Consider the following 22620-nt stretch of genomic DNA (forward strand, 5'->3'; position numbering starts at 1 on the left):
TCCATTAGCAAGGCTTAAAGGGAGTAACATTTGCAATAAACATCCCCAAAAAACAATTAAAATAAAAGGGTTCATCCGCAATTTATTTATAGCAAACATAGTCTAGTGTACTCATGTATACCAAGGTCATTAAAATATAAAAACTCAATAAGACATGACAGAGCTTGGTTGAGAAATAAATACCGGCTCGCTATTTTTTGAAAAAATAACGGCATCACTGGCACGTTTTATCAGAGAGTCTAATTTTATATCGGGTAAAATAGCCTGGGTAACACCAAAACTCACCGACACCACAAAATGATACCCCGTATATTGAGTATTAATGGCTAGCAGCGCCGAACGATAAGTGTTAGCAAACAACCACGCATTCTCTTCTGTCACATTAGGGAGTAGAATCATAAATTCTTCCCCGCCCATGCGAGCAAAAATCGCATCCTTGGGGATCACTTCGTTAAGGACTTCAACGATTTTTTTTAACACCCAATCACCTGTAGCATGTCCAAAGCAATCATTAAGAGCTTTAAAATCATCAATATCTAATGTGATTAAACTAAAAGGCTGTTGGGACTTTCGTGCATCTTGGTACAAAGCCATGCCTTTCTCTTCACCCGCACTGCGATTATATATACCTGTTAATGGATCCCTTTCCGCCAAAGCTTGATATCGACGCTTTTGTAAAAAGCTCACACCAGCCCATAACAGCAGGAAAAAAAGGCTGCCACCGAGGAGCGTCATCAATAATCGAATATGGGTTTGCTTACGCTCATTAATTTGTTCTGCGACAAAAAATAACGTTTGTTGCTTTGCTAAATTCTGCACTTGCCAATCTTTTTCTAATCGTTGTAATTTAGCACTTTCAAATGCTGTTAACTCGCCTTGAAGATCTTGTATTTTGATTTCATTATACTCTTCATATAATTTTCGATACGAAAGTGCCTTTTTAAAGACTTGTTTGGCCTCATAAACCTCAGCTAAACCCAATGTGCTATCAACAAACAGTCGATTAACATTTAATGCCTCAGCAATGCCAATGGCCTTTAAAAAATACGCCTCAGCCACAGTCAACTCACCTTCTACCATAGCCATTTTTGCAGCATAAATATAAATAAAGCCCAGCTCTGCACTAGTATCGTTTTTCAATGCCAATGTTAAAGCACGTTCAAACGTTAATTTTGCTTGTTCAACTTGACCATTCAGCCCATAAATCTCACTCATTAACCGCAATTGAGTCATTACCATCTCATTCTCGCCTGCGGCCTCACACTCAGATTTAGCCTTTCTCAAATAATTCAATATTAAACGTCGCTGATCTTCATCTTGCTTTAAAGCCTGTGCTACCGTTTTCGCATGGGTACCGGCAATATAGCAACGCCTCATGTTATTGCTCACTTTATCAAGCGTTGCATATAAAGCATCGGTATATTGCAAAGCCGCATCAAAGCGTGTCATACGTGATAGCATTTCAACCATCATCATATACACATACGCTTCATTATCAATGTCATCCACTGAATCTAAAAAAAGCACCACTTGATTAAGGGTTTGTAGAGTCTGGGTCACGTCATCTAAGTCTGAATAAATCGCTGCAAGCAAAGCTAATATTTTAACGTACAGCGCGTTAAGCGCTTCTGGTGGAGGGCTGTGCATTTCTGCTTCAATAAAATGTACTGCTTTTGTTAATTCCCCCATTAAGGCAAAAGAATGGCCTTTTAAAAAAACAAACTCATACTGCAACGCGAGCGGCATAGTCTTATAGACTGGCAGTAATAAATCCGTCTCTTGTGCCACAAGCTCCACTTGCGTGCCCCGCAATGGCCTGAGTTCATCGAGCTTTTGCTTAAATTGTGCGGAAGTATAAATTGAGGATTGATGTCCATCACTGACTTTTATAGATTGGGACAATTGAGACAATTCAGGTATTAACTCCATTTCATGAGACTGTATGATGTCAGTGACTTGGCTTTCTTCGGCCAGTATAGACACATGCATACACATGCTCGACAGCAAGACAAAACAAACCCCAAAAAAAGTAGCATGTCGGCGCCCTTCCCGTGCAATATATTGACTCGAAAACTGACTCTGAAAAAACAGTCGAGCAAAAAAAATTAATAAATTAGCCAAATAAATGCATCCTTAGCAGAAAATTTCCATCTAACGCCGTATCAAAAACGGGGTATATACCCGTGATACTTCAAGATCCAGGATTCAGTTGGAATTAAAAGCATTTTAGACAAGGCTTTGAACAGCGGGCTTAGTTATTCTAAGTCGATGTTCAGTAACGCAGTATAAAAGGCTTTTAAACCAACCCGTTGGGAGTGGGTAAAAGCACCTACTTCTGTGTTGCATAACTTGAAAAGGCAATAAGCATTTCTGCAATCATGCGCCTTGAATTAGGCACTTTTACGCACTCTGAAAACATGCATCTTGAAGTATCATGGGTATATCTCACTAAGCGTCCTTGCTATCTCAGTTGTTATTTTTATTATTTTAAGTTAATACCTTTAAATCAGCACCTTAAAGTAAAAAAAGGTCTTAAATCAGCGCTGTTGTGAGCGAGCTCTATTATGATCGAGCCCTTTGTGAAAGTGGTCTAGGTTTAAAGACTTTGCTCATGCTTTTATCTGCCACCACCACTTTATTCCCCCCTTGCGCTTTACCTGAATACACCGCATTGTCAGCCCTTTGCAACATAGGATCTAAACTTAAATCAGACTCAGTATTTTGTGTTACACCAAAACTGGCCGATAAGCTAAAGTCATGACCACTGTGATGGGTATCGATTTTCCCCAATGCCGCTCTGCACTTTTCTGCCATCTCAATGGCTTTGTCTTCAGCCGTAAAAGGCAGTAAAATAACGAATTCTTCTCCCCCCATACGGGCAAAAATATCCCCATCCCGCACAATGGATTTAATCACTTTCACCACTTTTTTCAGTGCCCAGTCTCCCGTCGCATGACCAAAATTATCATTAATGCTTTTAAACAAGTCCAAATCAAAGGCAATAACGCTAAAGTCCGCCTGCCTAGCACACACTTGTACAAAGCTGTTCTCTCCAATATTTTGTCCCGCGCCGCGATTATAAATACCCGTCAATGCATCGGTTTGTGCTATGCGCTTATAAGTGCGCTTTTGTTTGACACTCACCGCCGCTAAGATCACTAAAAAGAATACGCCACCCACGAGTAAGGTCACAAAGAGCAACATATTAGTGCGTTCACGCTCAGCAATTTGTTTATTGGCTAAATATAAGTCCCGCTCTCGATTTAAAAAGCTCAATTGACGCTCTTTTTCTAAAAAATCTAACTTTGAGGTTTCAAAAGCAATGATCAAACTTTGAGTTTCCCCCAATACGGCAAAATAGTTCTCTTGATATAGTTTTCGATAACTCAGCGCTTCAGGGGTTTCAACAAGCTTTTCACTGAGCACTGAGAGCGGCAAATAAATTTTTGCCAGTAGTTCCTTATCCCCCAGCTCATTGGCCATAACTAGCGCTTTAAGCAGCCTAGCCTTGGCTGTTATCAATTGCTGCTCTTGCATATCCACTTTCGCCAACAAAATCAGAGCAGAGGCCACATCATATTCATAAGAGACCGCAAGGGATAATGCTAAGGCTCGCTCTAACTTAGCCCGTGCAACAACAAGTTCATTTTGCTCAATTAACAGCGCAGCTTGCCCTCTCAATGCTTGCGGCATTAACATTGTTACACCTGCCTGCTGACACTCATACAGGGCATCGGTATACAGTTTAAATAAGCTAGGCCATTCGGCTTTGTGTTGCCGATAAACATTATCCATGCTCTCGGCATATACTGATGCGGCAAAACAGCGAAAACGTGGAGTATGAATATCGTCCAGTTTAGCGTACAAAATGTGAGCATATTTCAGCGCCTCATCGTGCATTTTCATCAGGCCAAATAACTCTATCGCTTGACGATAACCCGATACTTCCGTATTAATATCTTGCACTTGAGTTAACTTAGGTAATAATTGATGTAATATTTGCAATGCTTCGAAATAACGATTATCGAAAGAGTAAATACTCGCCAACAAGACAAGCATTTTAGTATGGTATTTCAGATACTCCTTAGAGACTGATATCTCTAACTTTTGACGCAGTAAATTGATTGCTTGTTCGCTGTGATTTGTTAACGTAAAAGAATGCGCTTGCATTAACCAATATTGATATTGAAGTTCTAAAGGCATTTGCTCTAAATTCGGTGCCATTTCAGATAACACTTTCACAACATGATCAGGCGAATTCATAGTTTTTGTTTCTAACGCTGATAACTCTTGCTTAAATTTGACAATCGATTCATCATTGGCCCATGTTAAAAATGGAGAAAGTAAGATCGCCAGAATCAAAAAAGACACAGCTTTATAATTCATAGCATTGTTTCTATTTACTGTCCCCATGGTACCCTCTTTATCTTTTGATTAAGTTCAATCCACTAGAATCAAAAACCGCCTTTATAAACTAGTTTGGGTATATAACATACTTCCCATACACCTCATTATCCCCAGTGAGATCAGATAGTTTATCCGCATCAGACTCGCGGATCGCCGTTTTCTCTTCATCGGTTAATTCCGCTTCATCCATTACAGACTCAGGATCGGTTAAAAACTGATCTTTCAATTCCGCATCCGTGCTCAACTTGGCTAATAGGCCGTCTAAATTTGACATGAGTCAATCTCCTTATTGGTTAAAAATGTATAAAATACAACGCTTTTTTTTGTTATGACTTCTTACTTCTGACCACTTGCTTCTTAACGCTTACTTCTTACCACCTTTTACTGACGCTTACGGCTTGCTGTTACAACTTGCTGCTTGTCGTTATGACTACTCAGTACTCCCCTCCAATAAACAACCTTTACCCCAAATCATTAGCCGTTATGCCTAATTGGGCCAACACTTGATGATTAAGCTGTAATGGTTCACAGGGAGGAATACACAGGGTACTGATGTCAGTCAATGTGGCTTGGGGTAAATCTTTTAACATTAACTTATCGATTCTGGGTGATTGAATGGGTAAAGTGGCCGCCTCATAAAGTATCACTTCATGCTCTAGTGGGTACCATTGTTGTAATAGGTCCACTAATACTTGTAATTTATCAGAGCTGGTATGAAATTGTGTCAGTGTATGTTCACCCGCAAGACCAATTTGCCATAAGACTAAATACGCCGCAGGCGAGATGGATTGCTGATAAAACATGAACTGACTGGCTTCAACACTTTGGTGGCCAGAAGTGGCCGGATCCACGCCTAAATCTGCCCAAAGGCAAGCCTCAGCTGACACACCAGGCTCCATATGGGCTGTGTATCCTTCTTTTTTTAATTGCTCAATCGCTCTATGACCCACACAGGCAAAGACACCGGGATGACCGTATAAGGCACAAACCACTTGTTTACCTAAGCGCACCTCAGTCACAATGGCATCCACCATCTGGGCATAAGTATCACGGCGATTTTTAACCCCACCGTTTTGTGCATAAAAAGGCTGTAAACTGCGAACATCTTTATTTAAACGAGCCACCCAGCGCTCAGCAAAGCCATCAGGCATCAAACTGAACACCACTTCCGCTTGCTCAATATAACTTTGGCTTAATACCGTAATTTGTCCAGCAAGATTTAACCCTGTGCCCACACAAACGAGACGCCCATTTTTCTGGTTGCCTAAAATGTTGCTATCCATATCTTTCATTGACTCGATCCATTTCCCTAAACGTGCAAACTTTAAGCAATAAAGCTAATAAGCAGCTAAAATCATCAACTGCTCAACGTGAGATGATTGTATTTTTTATTATTCACGCCATTCGTTTATTATTTTTATTATGCTGCTAATTTTTATTATACTGCTACTGGTGACAATTCCATTTCAAATGTCCTTGTGAAACGCTTGTCGCAATTGACAATTGATAACAAAGCTGTGACCAATATGTAACCAAATAATGTCCCATCAAAAGGCTTTTTTGTTCCCAACAAGCAATCTACATTAAACACAGCTTCTTTTCCAACATTTTTATCACAAAGGTAACCAAAAAGACTGAAACTACTTAAGTTTCTTTCCTTCATTGTATTCAAAATGAAGAGTGGATCATGGGCATATTCACGATAAATGCAACAAAAAAAGTATAAAATACAGTAAATTCAAATAATCAAAGTAAGGGAGCGATTAATTTTACATCTTTTAGCTGTGTTGAATACACTCAAAGCTGCTCAATAACTGATGATTCTTCCTCAAAAACACATCACAAAGAGACGGTTCTCAACAAATATTCACCACCCATTCAATTTTAAGCAATTTAATTGAACTATTAGGAAATGGGTGACTCAATATAAGATCAATGTTATAAACTTGTATGTCTTACAAGTTACACAGGGCCAAGCCAGAGGCAGTAAGATATCCCTTGTCAGCAAGGGGAGTGCTTGGTTATCATGAACACAGATTTTTATGAAGTAGCGCATTCAATGACAATTAAAAAACAAAGTCTGACTTTATTGGGCGCCGCTGCGCTCTCGTTATCGCTTAGTGCATGTAGTGTATTTGATTGGTTAATCTACAAACCTGATGTTGCCCAAGGTAACTACATGGAAAAGCAACAAGTTGAAAAGCTTCGCATGCAAATGACCAAAGAGCAAGTTCAGTATATTCTTGGCCGCCCTGTCATTCATGACAGTTTTGCTGATGATACTTGGTATTATGTGTACCATTTTAAAAGTGGACGTGATGCGAGCATTATCCATAAAGAATTGATCATTCGCTTTAGTGACGATAAGCTGATCCAAGCGGAAGGGGATTATGACTTAAGCCCTGATTTCAATACGCCTCTCGAACAGAGTAAATTACCGGATTTTACTACACCGGCGACAAATAATGTCAGCAATGACCCCATAAACAGTCAGTAAACGCACTAGATAACAAAATTAAGAACACTCAATAAACGGCATTATCGGTGCGCTTTTATTCATAAAGCGATGAGTAAACACGAGAGCTTAGCTAAAAAGTCTAAGCTCTACCGCCGGTTATTTTATTTGCACGCCCTTCTTCCTTCGCTTTTTCAGCCCTTCTTCGGCGGACATCTTTTGGATCAGCAATTAATGGACGATAAATTTCAATGCGCTGGCCACATTGGATAATATCATTATGCTTAACGATACGGCTAAATATTCCTAATTTAACCCTTTCGAGATCAAGTTCGGGAAAATAAGCACTGATGCCACTTTGTCTAACGGCGTCCATACAAGTGGTTCCCGGAACGACCTTAACTTGCAATCTTTTTTGTAGATGAGGTAAGGCATAGATCACTTCAACATTAAATGGTGCCTGTTCTGTTGTGCTTTCAACTGCATTCATGAGTGATATACCACTTTAGCACGCCCAGTAAAAGCCGATACCATTGACGACACCAGCTCTTTAAACACTTTGCCAAAAGCTTTTTCAACAAGGAAGTTTGAAAATTCAAAATTAAGTTCAAAATCAATTTGACAGGCATCTTCAGCCAATTCAGTGAAACGCCATTCTCCATGAAGATACTTAAACGGACCATTTTCCAATACTAAATTAATCCGTTTTCCCGGCTCAAGTTGATTACGAGTAGTAAAGCTCTTACTGATCCCAGCTTTGGCCACATCAACCGAAGCCAACATGGTTTCGCCGTCAAAAGTCAGCACTTTACCTCCTACGCAGCCAGGTAAAAACTCTTGATAAGAATCTACATCATTAACGAGATCATACATCTGCATAGCACTAAAACGGACTAACACACTGCGAGAGATCTGTGTCATATCGCCTATTACACTCAATTACTAACCTTAATATGCCGATTTTAACATGAAGAGAAGAAAACGTATATTTTCTTACCCATCTTTCTTAAACCTAAAGCGGGCAAAAAAAGAACAAACTGATTATATTGAAAATAAATTTACTAAAAAATGCCCCTAAGTAATTCCAAATTGTTTGACTCTGAGTATAATAGCCTGCTATGGCTAAGAAAAAATCAAAAACCCCAAGCGCTTCAATTGCCCGTAATAAACGTGCCACCTTCGATTACAAATTCGAAGAAAAATTAGAAGCCGGTTTGTCCCTCATGGGGTGGGAAGTAAAATCTATTCGTATGGGCAAGGTTAACTTGTCTGAAAGCTACGTGTTCCTTAGAGATGGCGAAGCCTATTTATTTGGTTGCACCATAGCCCCACTCAACACGGCATCAACACATGTCGTGTGCGACCCAATGCGTTCAAGAAAGCTGCTTTTAAAACGCAGAGAGTTAGATAAATTACAAGGTCTGGTTGATCGTAAAGGCTATTCTATTGTGCCCATATCAATGTATTGGCAAAAAGGCGCTTGGGTCAAAATTGAAATCGGCCTAGGTAAAGGTAAAAAAGAGCATGATAAACGTGACGATACCAAAGATCGTGAATGGCAAATAGAAAAAGCCCGTACGATTAAGAATGCAGTACGTCAATAAAACCCAATAGCGCAGATAACGAACAAACAGTTGTTAATTTTTAGAAACTGCTTGGTGAAATACAATTAAGCAGTTACAATTATTTTGTACTTGGGGGCGATTCTGGATTCGACAAGATTCTCGAAACCCTGGGAGCATGCCGAGGGGCGGTTGGCCTCGTAAAAAGCCGCACAGTTATAGTTGCAAACGACGATAACTACGCTCTAGCAGCTTAGGCTAGCTAGCCATCTTGCTCACGTTTATCAAATGGGCAGAGTATATAGATGGTCACCTTTACATTTGATAGCGAGGGAACCACGTTCAGGGGTGAACCGCGAAACAGTACTGAACTCGCCAATTGCAATCCTGTCTTTCGGAGTGTACTTGGTTAACTAAAAGAGAGACTAAGCATGTAGCGCCTTGGATGTAGGCTTTTTGGACGCGGGTTCGAGCCCCGCCGCCTCCACCAATTAAAACAAAGGGTTAGCCGAAAGGTTAACCCTTTGTCACATCTGAATAGCGACAAAGTGGCGACAGATAATTCACGATTACAAATAAACAAAAAAAGTTGATTATTTTATCAGCATAAGTTAGCAGGCATACCACAGACTATTAAACCTAAACTGTATTGCCTACGATAAAGGATATTGACAATTCAATTTTAATAATATGTTGAAGTTTAATATAATAGTGTCGATTTGGTCATTTGTTGTTTTTAAAATGTAATTGAGTAAACATGTCATCTTGATTAAATAAAAATCCTAACCACCACAAAAATTAACATATAAAAACATGAAACAAACCAAATAAAAACCAAATAAAAACAATAAAACAAACGTTTAAGTATTTTATTTCACATAAGTATCAAATATTCTTATTGAATAGTTAATAATACTTAATAGTCTTCTTCCTATATTGACTTAAGTACGTGCTCTGTTCTAGTGTTTAGGTATAGGGTTATTTTTTCTTGTCCTTTTGCTCTCTCATCTTTTATTGAGCTGAGACCGTTAAATCGCATTGTTTGAAAAACAGCCTTCCTCTTATACAAATTTGAATTACCTATGGAGGTAGTTGTTATGAGAAATTTGGATCTTTTTAGTACTGCATCTATCGATCATTTACTCTGGTCATCCGAAGAAGACATCACTGAACTTAATTCGCCTGCTGTATCTATTTTTACTGATTTTGATCACTCTTTGCCTTTGGTCGTTGACGCCCGTACCACAGCAGTTGAAACAGTAGAAATCATGGAAAAAACCCATGCTTACATGAGACTAGTCGTCGATAAAAACAACACGTTTTTAGGCATCGTCACAAAAGATGAATTGCTGGAAAGAAAAATATTAAAACAAGCACAAGCTGTAGGTGAATCTCGAAACGAGCTATCCATTAGGGATATGATGATCCATAGAGAATCCTTATTAGCACTTGATTATCATCAAATAAAGTCAGCAAAAGTGAGTGATGTTATTCGAGCATTACAAACCAATGGATTACACCATATCCTGGTTATCGATCAAAAAAGGCACCATATAAGAGGGTTAATTTCTGCAAATGATATTTCTCGCAAACTTAACATTCCTGTAGACATCGCCCCACCACCATCTTTCCAACAAATTTTCAATGTAGCTTATTAAGTGATACCTTCCGCCCCGTTTCAATAGCCTAGATTGGGTTATTGAAACGAGCTCTATATACCTTAATTGAACTGTCGCATTTAATGTTAAGCAATTTTAACCATCAATAAGCACAACCAGCCTGTATTTAATCTACTATTAAAAAACAAGCTTAAAACAGTAATCAATATTATAAATATACTAATTTACTTAATACCGAAAGCATCCAGAAATGAATAAATTATATGATCTAAAAACAACACAGAATCATGATTATTCAGCCGTACATGATACCGGTCAACATCTCAGCAAGGACGAACTTTATCTGTATTTTTTCCGATCACCATAGATTCACCTTAAGCAACACATGAAAAACAGCTTCATATGAATTGAATAAAGGAAAATTCAATGGTAAGTGAACAGTTTGGCACCTTTAAAGAAGAAAAGTCCACCTCAAAAATTCGTGTAGCGCTTGTCGATGATCAACAAATAGAAAGACAAAACTTCGCAAGTCTTCTCTCTATCTCAGAAAACATTCATCTCCAATGGCAAGCTGAAAATGGTGAAGAAGCGCTCAAAAAACTTGAACAAGAAAAGGTTGATGTTTTACTTTGTGATATACGTATGCCCACATTGAATGGGATCAATACTGTTAAACGTATACGAGAAATGAATAATGATCTCCCAGTCATCATGCTAACCACTTTCAGTGACTATCAGCTACTCGTCGATAGTATCTCTTCTGGAGCCAACGGGTTTTTACTGAAGGATGTGACCTACAACCACTTAGTAAAAGCGATTATACATGTAAATGACGGTCACTATTTATTTTCAAATGATATACTTGAGCACATATCGGCCTCCCATTATCACACATCAAAAAATACGCAAAAAAGTATGAATATTTCCAAAAGAGAACATGAAATATTATCTTTAATGGCAGGAGGATTCTCTAATCAAGATATAGCTAAAGCTATTTTTCTTGCCGAAGGTACGGTTAAAAATCATATTTCAACCATACTCTTGAAGTTAAAAAGTCAAGGCCGAAACGAAGCAATATTACAAGCACTAAAACTAAGTCTAATTTAATTGCTAGCCGTCTAATCAGAAAGCACCACTTGGATCCCTGCTGTATTCCAAGTCAACTTCATTAAGAGAACCGCAATTATTGCTGTAATCGCACAGATATAAAAAGGAAGATGGATATTTAAAGCCATCAATCCTCCTCCAATTAGAGACATCACACCTGCCGCCAACGTAAAACCCGCTGTAGTGATCCCCATCGACCACCCTTGCTCCTCTTGGCTTACGCTGTCAGAAAAAAGGCATAATAACGTTGGATAAGCCACGCCAAACCCCAAATAAAATACCGCAATAGAAATATAACAGATGATAACACTTGAGCTTGTTGTAAATACGATAGAAAAAACAGCCATAAGGATTGATACAATTGCAATAGTACGACGTTTACCCCAATAATTTAATACCGGTTCAATTAAAAATAAACTTGAAAAAGCAATCGTCGTTCCCATGATTAACATAGCCATACTCGTACCAAATAAACCAAGGTCAAATCGACTACTCAAATAATTTGTTAGAAAAATATAAAAAGTCACATTAGCGGTCATAAAACTCAAATACACACCAGATAATCTCAACACCAAAGGCCTATCTTTCAACTTTAGTATCATAGTCAATAATTCAAAAGGCTTGAATGCCACCGGTTTATCGGGCTTTTTTATGTCTTGATAATAAAATAACACCAAAAAGATAGTCAAAAGAACCAGCATACTTGCCACATAAAAAGGAAGCTGGATATTTGCTATACTCCCCAATAAATTTTTATCAGACAATAACCCCCCTATGAGCGGCCCCCCCATTAATCCAGTACTTATTCCCGCAACAATAAACCCCATATTACGCGATTTTTCTGTATCATTTTTGCTGGCATCCATCATAGCAGCTTGTGCTATAGGTTGATTACCCGCTGTAAAACCAGTAATCGCACGCCCTAAAATCAATAACCAAAGACTGCTCAAAAATATTGCAGTAATAGTGATAAAATACCCCATTAATGCACCAAAAAGGCATATAAGAATCGCCTTCTTACGACCAATACTGTCTGATAGCTTAGCGATATAAACCGCTCCTAGAAACCACGCAATAAAAAAAATACCTATGACTAAACCATAAAGAAAATGCCTTGTAGCATCACTGACACCTGCTGGCAAAAAAGCAACCGACTGTGACATCATAAGTTCATTGATAATGGGAAAAACAAGCCCCTGCCCCATCAGATCCACAAACACTACAGCCACAAGGGCAAAGCGACACAGCCGAGTCATAACAGGCTCACCATAAAGAATACGTTATCTTTCAGTATAAATAGTGATAGTCATAAGGAAAGGAAGAAAGAGACAAAAAATCGCTGAAATTGAAAAGACTTTGCTTAGCCACTCATCATGTAAAGAGTGGCTAACATTTTTAATGGACTAATTTAAATCCATCTCTTGCACTTTTTCATGGGCAATAATAGGGGTAGTGCAAATCGGTTTTTGGTGTTTATCTGCTTTTAATTGACCTTTACGATGCTTTAAAGCCGCATCTAGTTTTTTTCCTGCTGAGGCAATAGCGGGATACATAACATCATGTGTCGCCGATACAGAAACTCTAGAACCTTCATAATTAGTGCGAATTTCAACTTGAAATTCACCATGGACTTTTGAAATAGTGGTATCGAGTGATATTAAGGTGGGGAAGTGACTCTCTATTTTTGAAAACTTTTCGGTGATATGCGCTTTAACGCTCTCGGTAACATCAACGTGGTGACCTGAAAGATTTAATTTCATAGCAATTCCTACTTTAAAGTGTCTTCTTATACAGATTTGCCCCTATTCAATCAAAACTCAAGCAAAGTAAAGAAGAGTTAATACTACAGACACTGCTCCAATAAGAAAAACTCCTATGAACACAGTGCTAATGCTATTACATATTGTTTCAACAATGCTCTTACAGGTAACCTTATATGTTTATTTCTGAACAATCGTACCCAATAACCCATCAATACGAATTTTGATTACCTAAAACAACATCTCACATATTCTATTCTAGCCCATAAGGCACATATTTGCTGGGATTTATTGGATGAATGGACATTATTTCTTAAAAAAAAAGACCCAACTTCAGGATCAGTCAGTTCACGTCAACGCCTTCAGCTTAAAGAAACATAAACACCCAAATGAAGAAACATTTTTAAAACAAAATAGATCATAGTCTTAAAATTGGGAAATGATAATGAGTGATGATCTTAACCATCACTCACAAGGTCATGACAAGGGTTAACCTTTGAGAGCAGCTTGGAGCGCTTGATCTTTTTCACCAACCGCAAGAGCAGAATCTGCCCTTTCTTCAAAGATCGCTTGAGCTAATCCTTCATCAGCAACAGCTAGCATTTGAGCTGCTAAATATCCCGCATTTTTTGCCCCTGCTTTACCGATAGCAACGGTTGCAACAGGAACCCCCCCCGGCATCATAACGGTTGAAAGTAATGCGTCCTGCCCATGCAATGGACCGCAATCAATGGGCACGCCAATAACAGGACGTGTTGTGATCCCAGCTACGGCACCAGCAAGATGTGCCGCTAATCCCGCTGCACAAATAAACACTTTACACCCACGCGATTCTGCATCTGCAACATAACTGTGCGTTGCTGCAGGCGTTCTATGAGCTGAAGTTACTTTCGCTTCAAACTTAATATCGAACTTTTTCAATATATCTAATGTGGCTTGCATTGTAGGTAAATCAGAGTCTGATCCCATTAGTACAGCAACAAATGCTTGAGTCATCTTAAATCCTTAGTCAGCCTGAGTTTGGGCGCATTATAAAGAAAGTCAATTAAAAGCGTAACCCAAGCAGTCCCTCTTGAATTTATACACAGAATTCTAAATCAGAAACAATACCCTAATATATTGAAATAAATGTATTTATTATGAAGCATGAAATTATCTCGAACTCTGTTTATTCCAATGACCCCTTATATTCTATAAGGACTTCCGACCTCCCTGAGTAGCATATTCAATCCCCTTAGGTATAATAGCATCATGAATAATAAATAAAATTATTCTCTTGCACGTAGTAGTTAAATTTACAGAAAGGATTTTCTGGTGTTCAATAATAATAATAAAATAACCGATCAATTCGATCTGAAATTTCATATTGCCTTACTGGGTACGCCACTTTTGTTGCTCATTCTATATTGGAGTACTTTTTTCAATGGTATTTCAAAGTACCAATCAATATTAACCCTTTCTCTTGTTTGCATCATTTATATCTTAGGCTATAGCTTAAGCTACTACTTCCACCAAGGAAGACTGAGCAGGGCCAATCAGCACTTACACCAAATGCACCATATTAATGATATTAGCCTTGAGTTAATTAATTTTTCTAACCAATATGAAAATGAAGCTTCATTCCTCAACGCATTGCTCAAAAAAGCGGTTACTTGTATTGATGGAGCAGAAATGGGTACGATCATAAAAGTCGATCCCATTACCCAAAACTTACTCTTTGAATCATCAGTGGGCATCGATCTGAATACATTGAGACAAATTGATTTCCATTTAGAGCAGTCTTTCGAATATCGCTTAACTAATGGTCATTGTGACCGTGTGGTTATTGTTGATGATATGACACATATTAATGAAAACAGCACACTCAATAAAGAGAAACAGTTATTGCTTCAAAAAGCTGCTATCATGCCTATTTACTCAACATTATCAAGCCCTATTCGCATCGATGGTAAACTCTATGGCTTGCTCAATTTAGACAGTGGTTCACTTAATGCATTTAATCAATATGACTGCCACCTTGTTAAACTCCTTACCCACGAAGCAGCTCATGCCATAAACCTTTATCACAAAACTAAGGGCATACAAAAACTCACCTACCGAGATCAACTCACCAAGCTTTATAATCAATATGGATTTGAAAAAGCGTGCCAACAGTGGAAAGCCAAGCCTCACTTTGGAAGTTACTTGCTGTTAATTAAAATCAATAACTTACATTTATATAATAAAAATGGAGGGTACCAAGCAGGTAACAAGGCTATCCACCTACTCAGTTATCATCTGCAAAAACAATGGTTAAATGAAGCTATTATTGCCTATTTTGGCGGCAACGAGTTTATCATTCTTTGTCATGGTCCCAAAGAGCACACTCAAAATCAATTGAAACAACTTCAATCAAACATACAAAAGGCTTCAATATCGGCTGATATTAGACCAATAAAAATTCACTATAGTAGCAGTCACTATCTAGATGATTGGAATATCAGTTATCAACATGCTCTACAAGCACTAAAAGCAGACTTAAAGACTATGTCCGCTCAGCGAGTATGAGTAAAGCTTTAAACAATGCCTTTGTGTGAAATAAACATCACAAATACTAAGCATCAACCAAAGAATAAGCGCCATAACCATGAGGAATCTAAATCTTTTTGACAGCCTCGATATTGCTTAGCATAACGTTTAGCTCTCGCATCAACTTTATTTGATACTTTCATCAGCCAAGCTTTTGAACGATAAGTCTGTCGTTTATAACCTCCCCAACCTTCATGGTAATTGAGGTACTGCTTCTTGGCATCCCATTTTGATACACCATTAATCTTTTGCGTTTTATAAATAAACCATCCCATAAAATCCATGGCATCGTCAAAGTCACTTCTACTTGACCAAGAATTACCTGTTTCTCTAACATAATCATCCCAAGTCATGGTTTTGGCTTGAGCGTAACCATAAGCACTGCTAACACGTCCAATAGGAATAAAACCCAAAAAATATTCCATTGGCGGCGCAGCATTGTGCTTAAATGAACTTTCTTGATACATGATAGCAATGGGCACATGAACAGGAACGCCCCACTTCTCTCTGGTATTTTTTGCGGCATCGTACCAACCTCTGTTCTCCTTAAAAATAGCACAAATGTTTTCTGCATTTTTAGGTGGAGAACTCGCACAAGCAGTCAAAAAAGAAGAAATAAAAATAAGTTGTAATAACAATCGCCACGTCATAAAAGTACTACCAATGTAAAAATCAGACTCCTTAGTTTCACATTGATAGACTCATGATGCAATTGCACAATAGATTTACTCTTGTGGCGAAATAGGAAGCTCACACTTTAATGCATCTTGCTGCCAAACAATAGGCTCCCAATAACCACTGTTATTTCCTGTATATTGCCTATCTGTATTAAATTTAGCTGCGAGGTGATATTGCTCATTACTCGTCACATTAATGACTAACGTTTTTGTTTTTCGAGCCGACAACACTACCTTCAACTTAGGACTGTCAATCAACTCAGCGAGAGTAAATTTATATTGGCCCGGCGCTAACCAATAATTAGGTTTTGAAATGACAGGCTTTCCATCAAGATGAGTTACCACTACAGGGTATAAATTATTCGTTCTATCAGGCGTTAAATAGCCTGAGACCGTACCGCATTGACGTAAATTTTCAGGCTTAGATGAACAAGCAAAGAGTAAGCCCGTCATCAATAAACAAAAAATAAACTTAAGCTTCATAAGGATTCTTAAAGTAGCTGGTTAAGTATTCATCAAATGTCTGGTCATCATTTGCTTCTAATTGCGCTTGTTTCGTCAAAGAATCATCTGCAGCCATTTGATATTGCTTCTTTACCTCTTCAGATAAAGGGTAATCCATTAACTGTGCTTGATATTGATCCGCTAAATGGGCTACCCACTGCCCGTGATCCACTCCTTCTTGCTGAAGGAGTTTCATAATTTTACCGGAGAATGTATTATTAGGATCACTAATAGCCTCTGCATATTGAGATAAAATCAACTGATAAGATTTATCCTCATCAGTATCCAGTAAATTTGCTAGTTGGCTAAGATCGTCAAACAACACCCTCATCCATTGAGCCAGTTCAATGCTTTTTCCATTTCTTAATAAGGTGAGGTTAGGTTTACGCCCCTCCAAAACAACTGACTGTAAATTTGCAGCCATTTCTTGCTCTTCACTCTCATCAGAACAAGGAGAATCTTGTAACAAACAATAAAGTAAAAATAAATCCAAAAAGCGAACCTGCTCTTCAGAAATACCAACCTCACTAAAAGGGTTCACGTCTAGTGCTCGAACTTCAATATACTCAACCCCACCTCTTTCTAATGCCTCAGAAGGCTTTTCGCCCGATAGCGCCACTCTTTTGGCTCGAATAGGCGCATAAAACTCATTCTCAATTTGTAAAATATTGGCATTAAGCTGCCTATAATCCCCACCCACTTTAACTCCAATTTTTTCAAATTGGGTAGATGGCATGTTAATAGCCGCTTTCATTCCTTTTAAATACTCAGGTAGGCTATTGTAACTAATACTTAAACATTCTTGCTCTTGATTCGTATAACCTAAATCGCTCATTCTTAATGATGTCGCATAGGGCAAATATAACGTGCCCTTACCTAATTTTTTAAAAGGTAAATCTGTCGATTGATTTTTGACAAAAGACTGACAAACAGCCGGCGATGCACCAAATAAATAGGGTAATATCCAAACTAAACGACGATAGTTACGAATTAAGCCAAAATAAGCTTCTGAGGTAAAATCCTCCAATTCCATTTTCTTATCAGACGCTAAAAGCATTTTTTCAAATAAGGATTTCGATGCTGAAAAGTTAAAATGCACTCCAGAAATGATTTGCATCAAAGCACCGTAACGATGCGTGAGCCCCTCTCGATATAGGCGCTTCATTTTCCCAACATTTGAAGTACCGTAATTCGCAATGGGAATATCAGCCTTACTTCCTACATAACAGGGCATACTCACAGGCCAAAGCTTTTGTCCTTTAATATGCTGAACAGTATAAGCATGTGTTTGTTTAAGATCATCAAGTAGCCCATTGATGTCACTATATACTGGCGTTATAAACTCAAGTAAGGATTCACTATAATCTGTAGTGATCCGTGAATGCGTTAATGCCGAGCCTAATACTTGGGGATGGGGATCCATTGCTAAATGCCCAGATTGTTCAATACGTAATGCTTCTCGTTCAATACCTCGATACATTGTTCTCAATGCTTCTCTGCCAGGCTGTTCTGATAAAGCTGCAACTAACTTATTGAATGATTTCAATTTTATACTCTCTGATAAGTGAACGGACATCAATGTAACTTATTGACTATACATAAAAATAATGAGAAAGCGCAATCTTGACAAATAAGCCTCTGAACCTTCTACTCTGACCTTACATCAAAAAATGACTCTGCATTAGAGTCATTTTTCAGCTTTCAAAGTCAGATAACACCGTCTTTTAAATAGCCCTCGTAGCACCCTAACGAGGTTAATCTTATGACATAAAGTATATAAGGGCTAACTTAGCGTTTTACAACAAAAACATCATTATTTTACAATTTAATCACTTCAATAGGGTAACCTAATTGCTCAATTTGAGCTTCAATTTTGGCTTTATCTCCGACAATTAAAATAATCATATCATCTAAAATCAATTCCTTAGACGCCAGCTCATTCAATTTCTCTTTAGAAATAGACTGAATAATGTCACTCTGCTTTACAGTAAAGTCTTCATCTAAATGATATCGTTGAATTAAACGCATAAAGGTGGCTTTTTGATATGGCGTTTCATAATCTAACGCTTCACTTTGCGAAATAGAATTACGCATAAAACTCAGCTCTTTATCCGTCATACCAAACTGCTGATAACGTGTTATCTCTTTGATGAGCTCTTTCACTGAGGCTGCTGTCACATCAGCACGTACACTGGTTGTCGCTTCAAAGTAGCCTTGTTCAATCCCCCCATCAAAAAAACTTCTCGCCCCGTAGGTGTAACCTTTATCTTCTCTCAAATTCAAATTTATCCGACTATTGAATGCCCCGCCCAGTGGATAATTCATCAAATTAGATTTAAAAAATAAACCCGTTGCATCATAAGGCAACGCACGTTTTCCTATTTTAATCACAGATTGTGCTGCATCAGGTTTATCCAAAATATATATGGTACCACCTTTTAGTTTAGGTAAAGGACCTAACGGAGGTAAGTGACTCGCTTTGCCTGTCCAATGTGAAAAGCCTGCTAATTTAGACATCAATGCCTGTTGCTTTAAATTCCCGACAGCAACAAACTGAGCGTTCTTTGCCGTATATTGCTCTTCATAGAAAGCTTCAACATCTTTTAATGTTAGTTTATTAATCGTTGCTAACGTGCCTGTTCCATTCACGCCCAATGCATTATTATCACCAAAAAGTAAATGACTAAAAGCGGTATTTGCCAGATAGCTGGGTTCTGATTGCATGTGCTGCAAACTTTTCAACATTTGTTCTTTAACGCGAATAAAATCAGCTTCTTTAAATCCAGGTTGAAACAATTTCTCTTCCACAATTGCCAAGGTTTCATCCAAACGAGAAGTCAAGCAAGACACTTGAATGTAACTTTGATAATCACTCGCCCCAAAACTCACTTGGCTTCCTAGCATTTCAAGCGCTTGTGTTAACTCTTCTGTACTCCTAGAACGACTAGATTCATTCATCATTGACGCAGTGATTTTAGCCAATCCCGCTTTGTTCACATCAACGAGTCGATGACCGCCACTAAGGTAAATCATCAGCTCTGTCGTTGGGGTTTCATTGCTTTGAGTGCCTATAACTTGAATACCATTTTCAAGTTGTTTCTTCCAAATGACGGGGGCTTTTAACACAAGTGCAGGACCTGCAGAAGGCATCTTTGTTCGATCGAAACTAGATTCAATTTGCTGAATTGATGAAGGAGCTTCAACCACATTTTGCACACTCACTTCAGACTCTGGAACAAAAGTATCAGGCTTAGCAATCAAGTTTCTCTTGCCCATAGGAACAACACTCATTACCACCATAGGTTTATCTTTAATATAGGTATCAAAGACTCTCATTACATCTTCACGAGTCACACTCGCATAGCGTTTAAGATCTGAAGCAATCATATCGGGATCGCCAGAAAAAGTTTGATTATAAGCTAACATTGACACTTTCCCTGACACACTTTGAAGCCCAAAAATAGTAGAAGCTTCAAATTGTACTTTGACTTTATCTAAATCTTCTTGCGTGACCCCACGCTGCTCAAATTCATTAATAGAATTCAAAATACGTTGCTCTAAATTACCTAAATTTGCTTCTTTATCCGGATTAGCCACCGCATATAAAGTAAATTGGCACGCCAACTCTTGACAAGGATGATTAACACCAGCTTGAACAGCATAACCCGTCTTGACTAAATTTTTATATAATAAAGATGTCTTCCCCCCTCCTAAAATATTCGCCAACAAATCGAGTGCAGCTTCATCAGGATGCCTAGCATAAACAGTAGGGAAAGCAATTCTTAATAAGGGTAAATAAACTCTATCTTCCATTGATAAGTAACGAGTTTTATCAAGTTTAACTAACGTCTTTTTAGCTGATTTGACCTCAGGTCCTCTTGGGATCTCACCAAAATATTTATTCACCCATTGTAGCGTTTGCGCTTCATCAAAATCCCCCCCTATGGTAAGAGTCGCATTATTAGGACTATACCAACGTTGAAAAAACGCTCTCACGTCCCCTAACTCTGCTCGATTTAAGTCCTCAGGCCAGCCAATAACTGGCCAAGAATACGGATGTTCTTTCGGATAAAATGCCTGATTAAAGCGTTCGCCCATTTGCCCGTAAGGCTGATTATCAATACGCTGAGCCCGCTCATTCTTCACAGTTTCTCTTTGTACTTCAAACTTTTTCTCTGTCAAAGCGGGAAGAAAGAATCCCATTCTATCGGATTCCAACCACAGCATCTTCTCAAGCTGGTTACTGGGCACCGTTTCAAAATAATTGGTTCTATCTGTGTTAGTGGTACCATTTAATGTCCCACCCGCTTCAGTAACAGTTTTAAAGTGCTGCTCATCTGCAACATGTTCCGAGCCTTGAAACATCATGTGCTCAAACAAATGTGCAAAACCTGAACGACCCGCTGATTCTCTAGCAGAACCCACGTGGTAAGTGACATCCACTGTCACAAGAGGATCGGAATGATCTTGGTGTAATATGACAATTAATCCATTAGCCAACTGATATTTACGAAAGGAGATCCCAACTTGCGATCCTGTCTGTTTACTGGTTTCCAATAACTCCACTCCCTTGGGTAAAGTTGATTGTACCGTTTTGTCTGCACAAGCAACTAAAATAGCAGCCATTCCCACCGCCAAAAACCATGTTTTCAATGTCTTTCCTCTCATCAGTGCCTACTTATATGTTTTGTGTCTATCAAATACCATGAAAAGGTTAAAATATACAGCGAGTTAATCACTGTGTTTTCTAACCATTACCAATACCAAACCAAGATCACAATAGCAAGGTAACGAACTAACTTACCGATAAAAATCATGATCATTGATTGAAAAAACACAATCCGCATCCAACCTGCAAACAAACAAAGTACATCCCCAATGATCGGTACCCAAGCTAATAGTAATGCCCAATAACCATAACGTTGGATTAAATTCATACCTTGCTTATATTTTCCTTTTGACATTTCCTCTGGCGATATAGCAAAACGCCCTAAATAACCTAAATAATAACTGGTCATTGCACCTAAAGAATTGCCAATAGTAGCCATAGCAACTAACGCTTCCCAAGAAACTTTCTGCTCATTCAACATCGCAATCAACAAAAGCTCTGAACCACCGGGTAGCAAAGTGGCGGCTAAAAATGCTGCACTGAACATCAACCATAGCTCAGCCATATTATCTACTCCACTTAAAAACCACTTTTATTTCTATTAATCACAAAAATATAAAATTAAACATCGAAGTGAAAACAAACACAAGAAAAAAAATCAGTAGAAACAGATGAATACTAATTTTAAATACAAAAGTAACCACAGTAACGATTTAAACATAAAAATAAACAACATCTTCTTCGAACCAATGCCAACACAAGTTAGTACCACTGGCAATTAAACACAATTTGTTACCATGACTTCGCCGCCCATTGTTTCTCTTATGAAAGAAACATCTACCAAAGAAATATTAAATACAACAATTACGTATATCGATTAAAAATAAAAATCCAGAGAAAAAACAAACAAAATAGTTTTTTTTATTTTATACTTTTCAATAGTCTATCTCTTTAACGGTGAAATAATGGCAAAATTATTTATTCTTCCTGCTCTACTATCCTTAGGTTGGATACTGTTTTTAAGCTACCACGGGATCCCTTTAAAACAAGGAAAAAAAGGATTCATTTATATTATCTCGATTAGTGCAACTATCATCATTGCGTTGACATTATTACTTTGGCTCACATCAGGACAGAATCTTCGTGGTTAAAAAAGAAATCAAATAATAAAGAGATTGAAAGCACCGATAACATTATTGTTCAGTCATTTTTCTACAGATACAAAAAAACCGCTTGAAAGCGGTTTTTTTGTCACAATAATTGTGATGATAATGTAATGGCGGAGAGGGAGGGATTCGAACCCTCGATGGGAGTTAAAGCCCATACTCCCTTAGCAGGGGAGCGCCTTCGGC

At 38.2% G+C, this 22620-nt stretch carries 20 protein-coding genes and 1 other RNA gene; 7 read left to right on the forward strand and 14 right to left on the reverse strand.

All coding sequences use genetic code 11. From position 1 onward, the window contains the following. Positions 1 to 144: 144 nt before the first annotated feature. The 4 genes from Q0779_RS19750 to Q0779_RS19765 form a co-directional block, all read right to left on the reverse strand. Positions 145 to 2121, reverse strand: a complete 1977-nt coding sequence (locus tag Q0779_RS19750) for a diguanylate cyclase (RefSeq protein ID WP_298775323.1) — start codon at positions 2119 to 2121, stop codon at positions 145 to 147. Between the two features lie 441 nt (positions 2122 to 2562). Then, positions 2563 to 4413: a GGDEF domain-containing protein gene (locus Q0779_RS19755; RefSeq protein ID WP_298775326.1), complete on the reverse strand. Its 1851-nt coding sequence runs from the start codon at positions 4411 to 4413 to the stop codon at positions 2563 to 2565. 61 nt (positions 4414 to 4474) lie between these two features. After that, on the reverse strand, positions 4475 to 4681 hold the full coding sequence (locus Q0779_RS19760; protein ID WP_298775328.1) for a hypothetical protein: 207 nt from the start codon (positions 4679 to 4681) through the stop codon (positions 4475 to 4477). Between the two features lie 187 nt (positions 4682 to 4868). Next, positions 4869 to 5690, reverse strand: a complete 822-nt coding sequence (locus Q0779_RS19765) for an SAM-dependent methyltransferase (RefSeq protein ID WP_298775355.1) — start codon at positions 5688 to 5690, stop codon at positions 4869 to 4871. A 776-nt stretch (positions 5691 to 6466) separates the two neighbouring features. Here Q0779_RS19765 and Q0779_RS19770 point away from each other — a divergent pair. Next, on the forward strand, positions 6467 to 6904 hold the full coding sequence (locus Q0779_RS19770) for an outer membrane protein assembly factor BamE (RefSeq protein WP_298775358.1): 438 nt from the start codon (positions 6467 to 6469) through the stop codon (positions 6902 to 6904). Between the two features lie 100 nt (positions 6905 to 7004). Here the strand turns inward: Q0779_RS19770 and Q0779_RS19775 are convergent, their stop codons facing one another. Continuing rightward, positions 7005 to 7352: an RnfH family protein gene (locus Q0779_RS19775; protein WP_298775330.1), complete on the reverse strand. Its 348-nt coding sequence runs from the start codon at positions 7350 to 7352 to the stop codon at positions 7005 to 7007. Then, on the reverse strand, positions 7349 to 7783 hold the full coding sequence (locus Q0779_RS19780; RefSeq protein WP_298775359.1) for an SRPBCC family protein: 435 nt from the start codon (positions 7781 to 7783) through the stop codon (positions 7349 to 7351). Before Q0779_RS19780 ends, Q0779_RS19775 begins: the two co-directional genes overlap by 4 nt. Before the next feature lie 197 nt (positions 7784 to 7980). Here Q0779_RS19780 and smpB point away from each other — a divergent pair, with 197 nt between their 5' ends. The 4 genes from smpB to Q0779_RS19800 all read left to right on the forward strand — a co-directional run bounded on the left by smpB (position 7981) and on the right by Q0779_RS19800 (position 11150). Next, entirely contained in the window at positions 7981 to 8466 is a 486-nt protein-coding gene (smpB, locus tag Q0779_RS19785) for an SsrA-binding protein SmpB (protein WP_298775332.1), read from the forward strand. Between the two features lie 92 nt (positions 8467 to 8558). Next, positions 8559 to 8914: a transfer-messenger RNA gene (ssrA, locus tag Q0779_RS19790) on the forward strand. 607 nt (positions 8915 to 9521) lie between these two features. Continuing rightward, entirely contained in the window at positions 9522 to 10082 is a 561-nt protein-coding gene (locus Q0779_RS19795) for a CBS domain-containing protein (protein WP_298775333.1), read from the forward strand. A 387-nt stretch (positions 10083 to 10469) separates the two neighbouring features. Further along, positions 10470 to 11150 carry a response regulator transcription factor gene (locus Q0779_RS19800; protein ID WP_298775334.1) on the forward strand — a complete coding sequence of 227 codons (681 nt, stop codon included), beginning with the start codon at positions 10470 to 10472 and terminating at the stop codon, positions 11148 to 11150. Between the two features lie 11 nt (positions 11151 to 11161). Here the strand turns inward: Q0779_RS19800 and Q0779_RS19805 are convergent, their stop codons facing one another. The 3 genes from Q0779_RS19805 to purE form a co-directional block, all read right to left on the reverse strand. Continuing rightward, positions 11162 to 12406 carry an MFS transporter gene (locus Q0779_RS19805; RefSeq protein ID WP_298775335.1) on the reverse strand — a complete coding sequence of 415 codons (1245 nt, stop codon included), beginning with the start codon at positions 12404 to 12406 and terminating at the stop codon, positions 11162 to 11164. 147 nt (positions 12407 to 12553) lie between these two features. Further along, positions 12554 to 12910, reverse strand: a complete 357-nt coding sequence (raiA, locus tag Q0779_RS19810; RefSeq protein ID WP_298775336.1) for a ribosome-associated translation inhibitor RaiA — start codon at positions 12908 to 12910, stop codon at positions 12554 to 12556. Positions 12911 to 13399: 489 nt separating this feature from the next. Beyond that, the gene (purE, locus tag Q0779_RS19815; RefSeq protein ID WP_298775338.1) at positions 13400 to 13906 is read right to left on the reverse strand and encodes a 5-(carboxyamino)imidazole ribonucleotide mutase; all 507 of its coding nucleotides are present in this window, start codon (positions 13904 to 13906) and stop codon (positions 13400 to 13402) included. A 318-nt stretch (positions 13907 to 14224) separates the two neighbouring features. Between purE and Q0779_RS19820 the strand changes: the two genes are divergently transcribed. After that, positions 14225 to 15457 (forward strand): diguanylate cyclase, encoded by a 1233-nt coding sequence (locus tag Q0779_RS19820; protein ID WP_298775339.1) that lies wholly within the window; start codon positions 14225 to 14227, stop codon positions 15455 to 15457. Positions 15458 to 15510: 53 nt separating this feature from the next. Here Q0779_RS19820 and Q0779_RS19825 read toward each other — a convergent pair whose 3' ends face one another. The 5 genes from Q0779_RS19825 to Q0779_RS19845 form a co-directional block, all read right to left on the reverse strand. Beyond that, positions 15511 to 16128, reverse strand: coding sequence for a hypothetical protein (locus Q0779_RS19825; protein ID WP_298775343.1), 618 nt, complete (start codon positions 16126 to 16128; stop codon positions 15511 to 15513). Between the two features lie 75 nt (positions 16129 to 16203). Beyond that, positions 16204 to 16638 carry a hypothetical protein gene (locus Q0779_RS19830; protein ID WP_298775346.1) on the reverse strand — a complete coding sequence of 145 codons (435 nt, stop codon included), beginning with the start codon at positions 16636 to 16638 and terminating at the stop codon, positions 16204 to 16206. Then, complete coding sequence (gene gshA, locus Q0779_RS19835) at positions 16628 to 18235, reverse strand: glutamate--cysteine ligase (protein WP_298775347.1); 1608 nt, start codon at positions 18233 to 18235, stop codon at positions 16628 to 16630. Before gshA ends, Q0779_RS19830 begins: the two co-directional genes overlap by 11 nt. A 242-nt stretch (positions 18236 to 18477) precedes the next feature. Continuing rightward, a complete protein-coding gene (locus tag Q0779_RS19840) occupies positions 18478 to 21312 on the reverse strand; it encodes a pitrilysin family protein (protein ID WP_298775348.1) in 2835 nt (944 codons plus the stop codon). A 101-nt stretch (positions 21313 to 21413) separates the two neighbouring features. Further along, complete coding sequence (locus Q0779_RS19845) at positions 21414 to 21833, reverse strand: YqaA family protein (RefSeq protein WP_298775349.1); 420 nt, start codon at positions 21831 to 21833, stop codon at positions 21414 to 21416. 400 nt (positions 21834 to 22233) lie between these two features. Between Q0779_RS19845 and Q0779_RS19850 the strand changes: the two genes are divergently transcribed. After that, positions 22234 to 22419 (forward strand): hypothetical protein, encoded by a 186-nt coding sequence (locus Q0779_RS19850; protein ID WP_298775350.1) that lies wholly within the window; start codon positions 22234 to 22236, stop codon positions 22417 to 22419. Positions 22420 to 22620 lie beyond the last annotated feature (201 nt).

It is taken from the genome of uncultured Shewanella sp. (genome assembly GCF_947491715.1).
Classification (GTDB): domain Bacteria; phylum Pseudomonadota; class Gammaproteobacteria; order Enterobacterales; family Shewanellaceae; genus Shewanella.

What these genes read in the sequence shown, in the direction of transcription:
- Q0779_RS19755 (WP_298775326.1), bottom strand. Translation starts at nt 4,413, where the DNA reads ATGGGGACAGTAAATAGAAACAATGCTATGAATTATAAAGCTGTGTCT.
- Q0779_RS19760 (WP_298775328.1), bottom strand. Translation starts at nt 4,681, where the DNA reads ATGTCAAATTTAGACGGCCTATTAGCCAAGTTGAGCACGGATGCGGAA.
- Q0779_RS19765 (WP_298775355.1), bottom strand. Translation starts at nt 5,690, where the DNA reads ATGGATAGCAACATTTTAGGCAACCAGAAAAATGGGCGTCTCGTTTGT.
- Q0779_RS19770 (WP_298775358.1), top strand. Translation starts at nt 6,467, where the DNA reads ATGACAATTAAAAAACAAAGTCTGACTTTATTGGGCGCCGCTGCGCTC.
- Q0779_RS19775 (WP_298775330.1), bottom strand. Translation starts at nt 7,352, where the DNA reads ATGAATGCAGTTGAAAGCACAACAGAACAGGCACCATTTAATGTTGAA.
- Q0779_RS19780 (WP_298775359.1), bottom strand. Translation starts at nt 7,783, where the DNA reads ATGACACAGATCTCTCGCAGTGTGTTAGTCCGTTTTAGTGCTATGCAG.
- smpB (WP_298775332.1), top strand. Translation starts at nt 7,981, where the DNA reads ATGGCTAAGAAAAAATCAAAAACCCCAAGCGCTTCAATTGCCCGTAAT.
- Q0779_RS19795 (WP_298775333.1), top strand. Translation starts at nt 9,522, where the DNA reads ATGAGAAATTTGGATCTTTTTAGTACTGCATCTATCGATCATTTACTC.
- Q0779_RS19800 (WP_298775334.1), top strand. Translation starts at nt 10,470, where the DNA reads ATGGTAAGTGAACAGTTTGGCACCTTTAAAGAAGAAAAGTCCACCTCA.
- Q0779_RS19805 (WP_298775335.1), bottom strand. Translation starts at nt 12,406, where the DNA reads ATGACTCGGCTGTGTCGCTTTGCCCTTGTGGCTGTAGTGTTTGTGGAT.
- raiA (WP_298775336.1), bottom strand. Translation starts at nt 12,910, where the DNA reads ATGAAATTAAATCTTTCAGGTCACCACGTTGATGTTACCGAGAGCGTT.
- purE (WP_298775338.1), bottom strand. Translation starts at nt 13,906, where the DNA reads ATGACTCAAGCATTTGTTGCTGTACTAATGGGATCAGACTCTGATTTA.
- Q0779_RS19825 (WP_298775343.1), bottom strand. Translation starts at nt 16,128, where the DNA reads ATGACGTGGCGATTGTTATTACAACTTATTTTTATTTCTTCTTTTTTG.
- Q0779_RS19830 (WP_298775346.1), bottom strand. Translation starts at nt 16,638, where the DNA reads ATGAAGCTTAAGTTTATTTTTTGTTTATTGATGACGGGCTTACTCTTT.
- gshA (WP_298775347.1), bottom strand. Translation starts at nt 18,235, where the DNA reads ATGTCCGTTCACTTATCAGAGAGTATAAAATTGAAATCATTCAATAAG.
- Q0779_RS19845 (WP_298775349.1), bottom strand. Translation starts at nt 21,833, where the DNA reads ATGGCTGAGCTATGGTTGATGTTCAGTGCAGCATTTTTAGCCGCCACT.
- Q0779_RS19850 (WP_298775350.1), top strand. Translation starts at nt 22,234, where the DNA reads ATGGCAAAATTATTTATTCTTCCTGCTCTACTATCCTTAGGTTGGATA.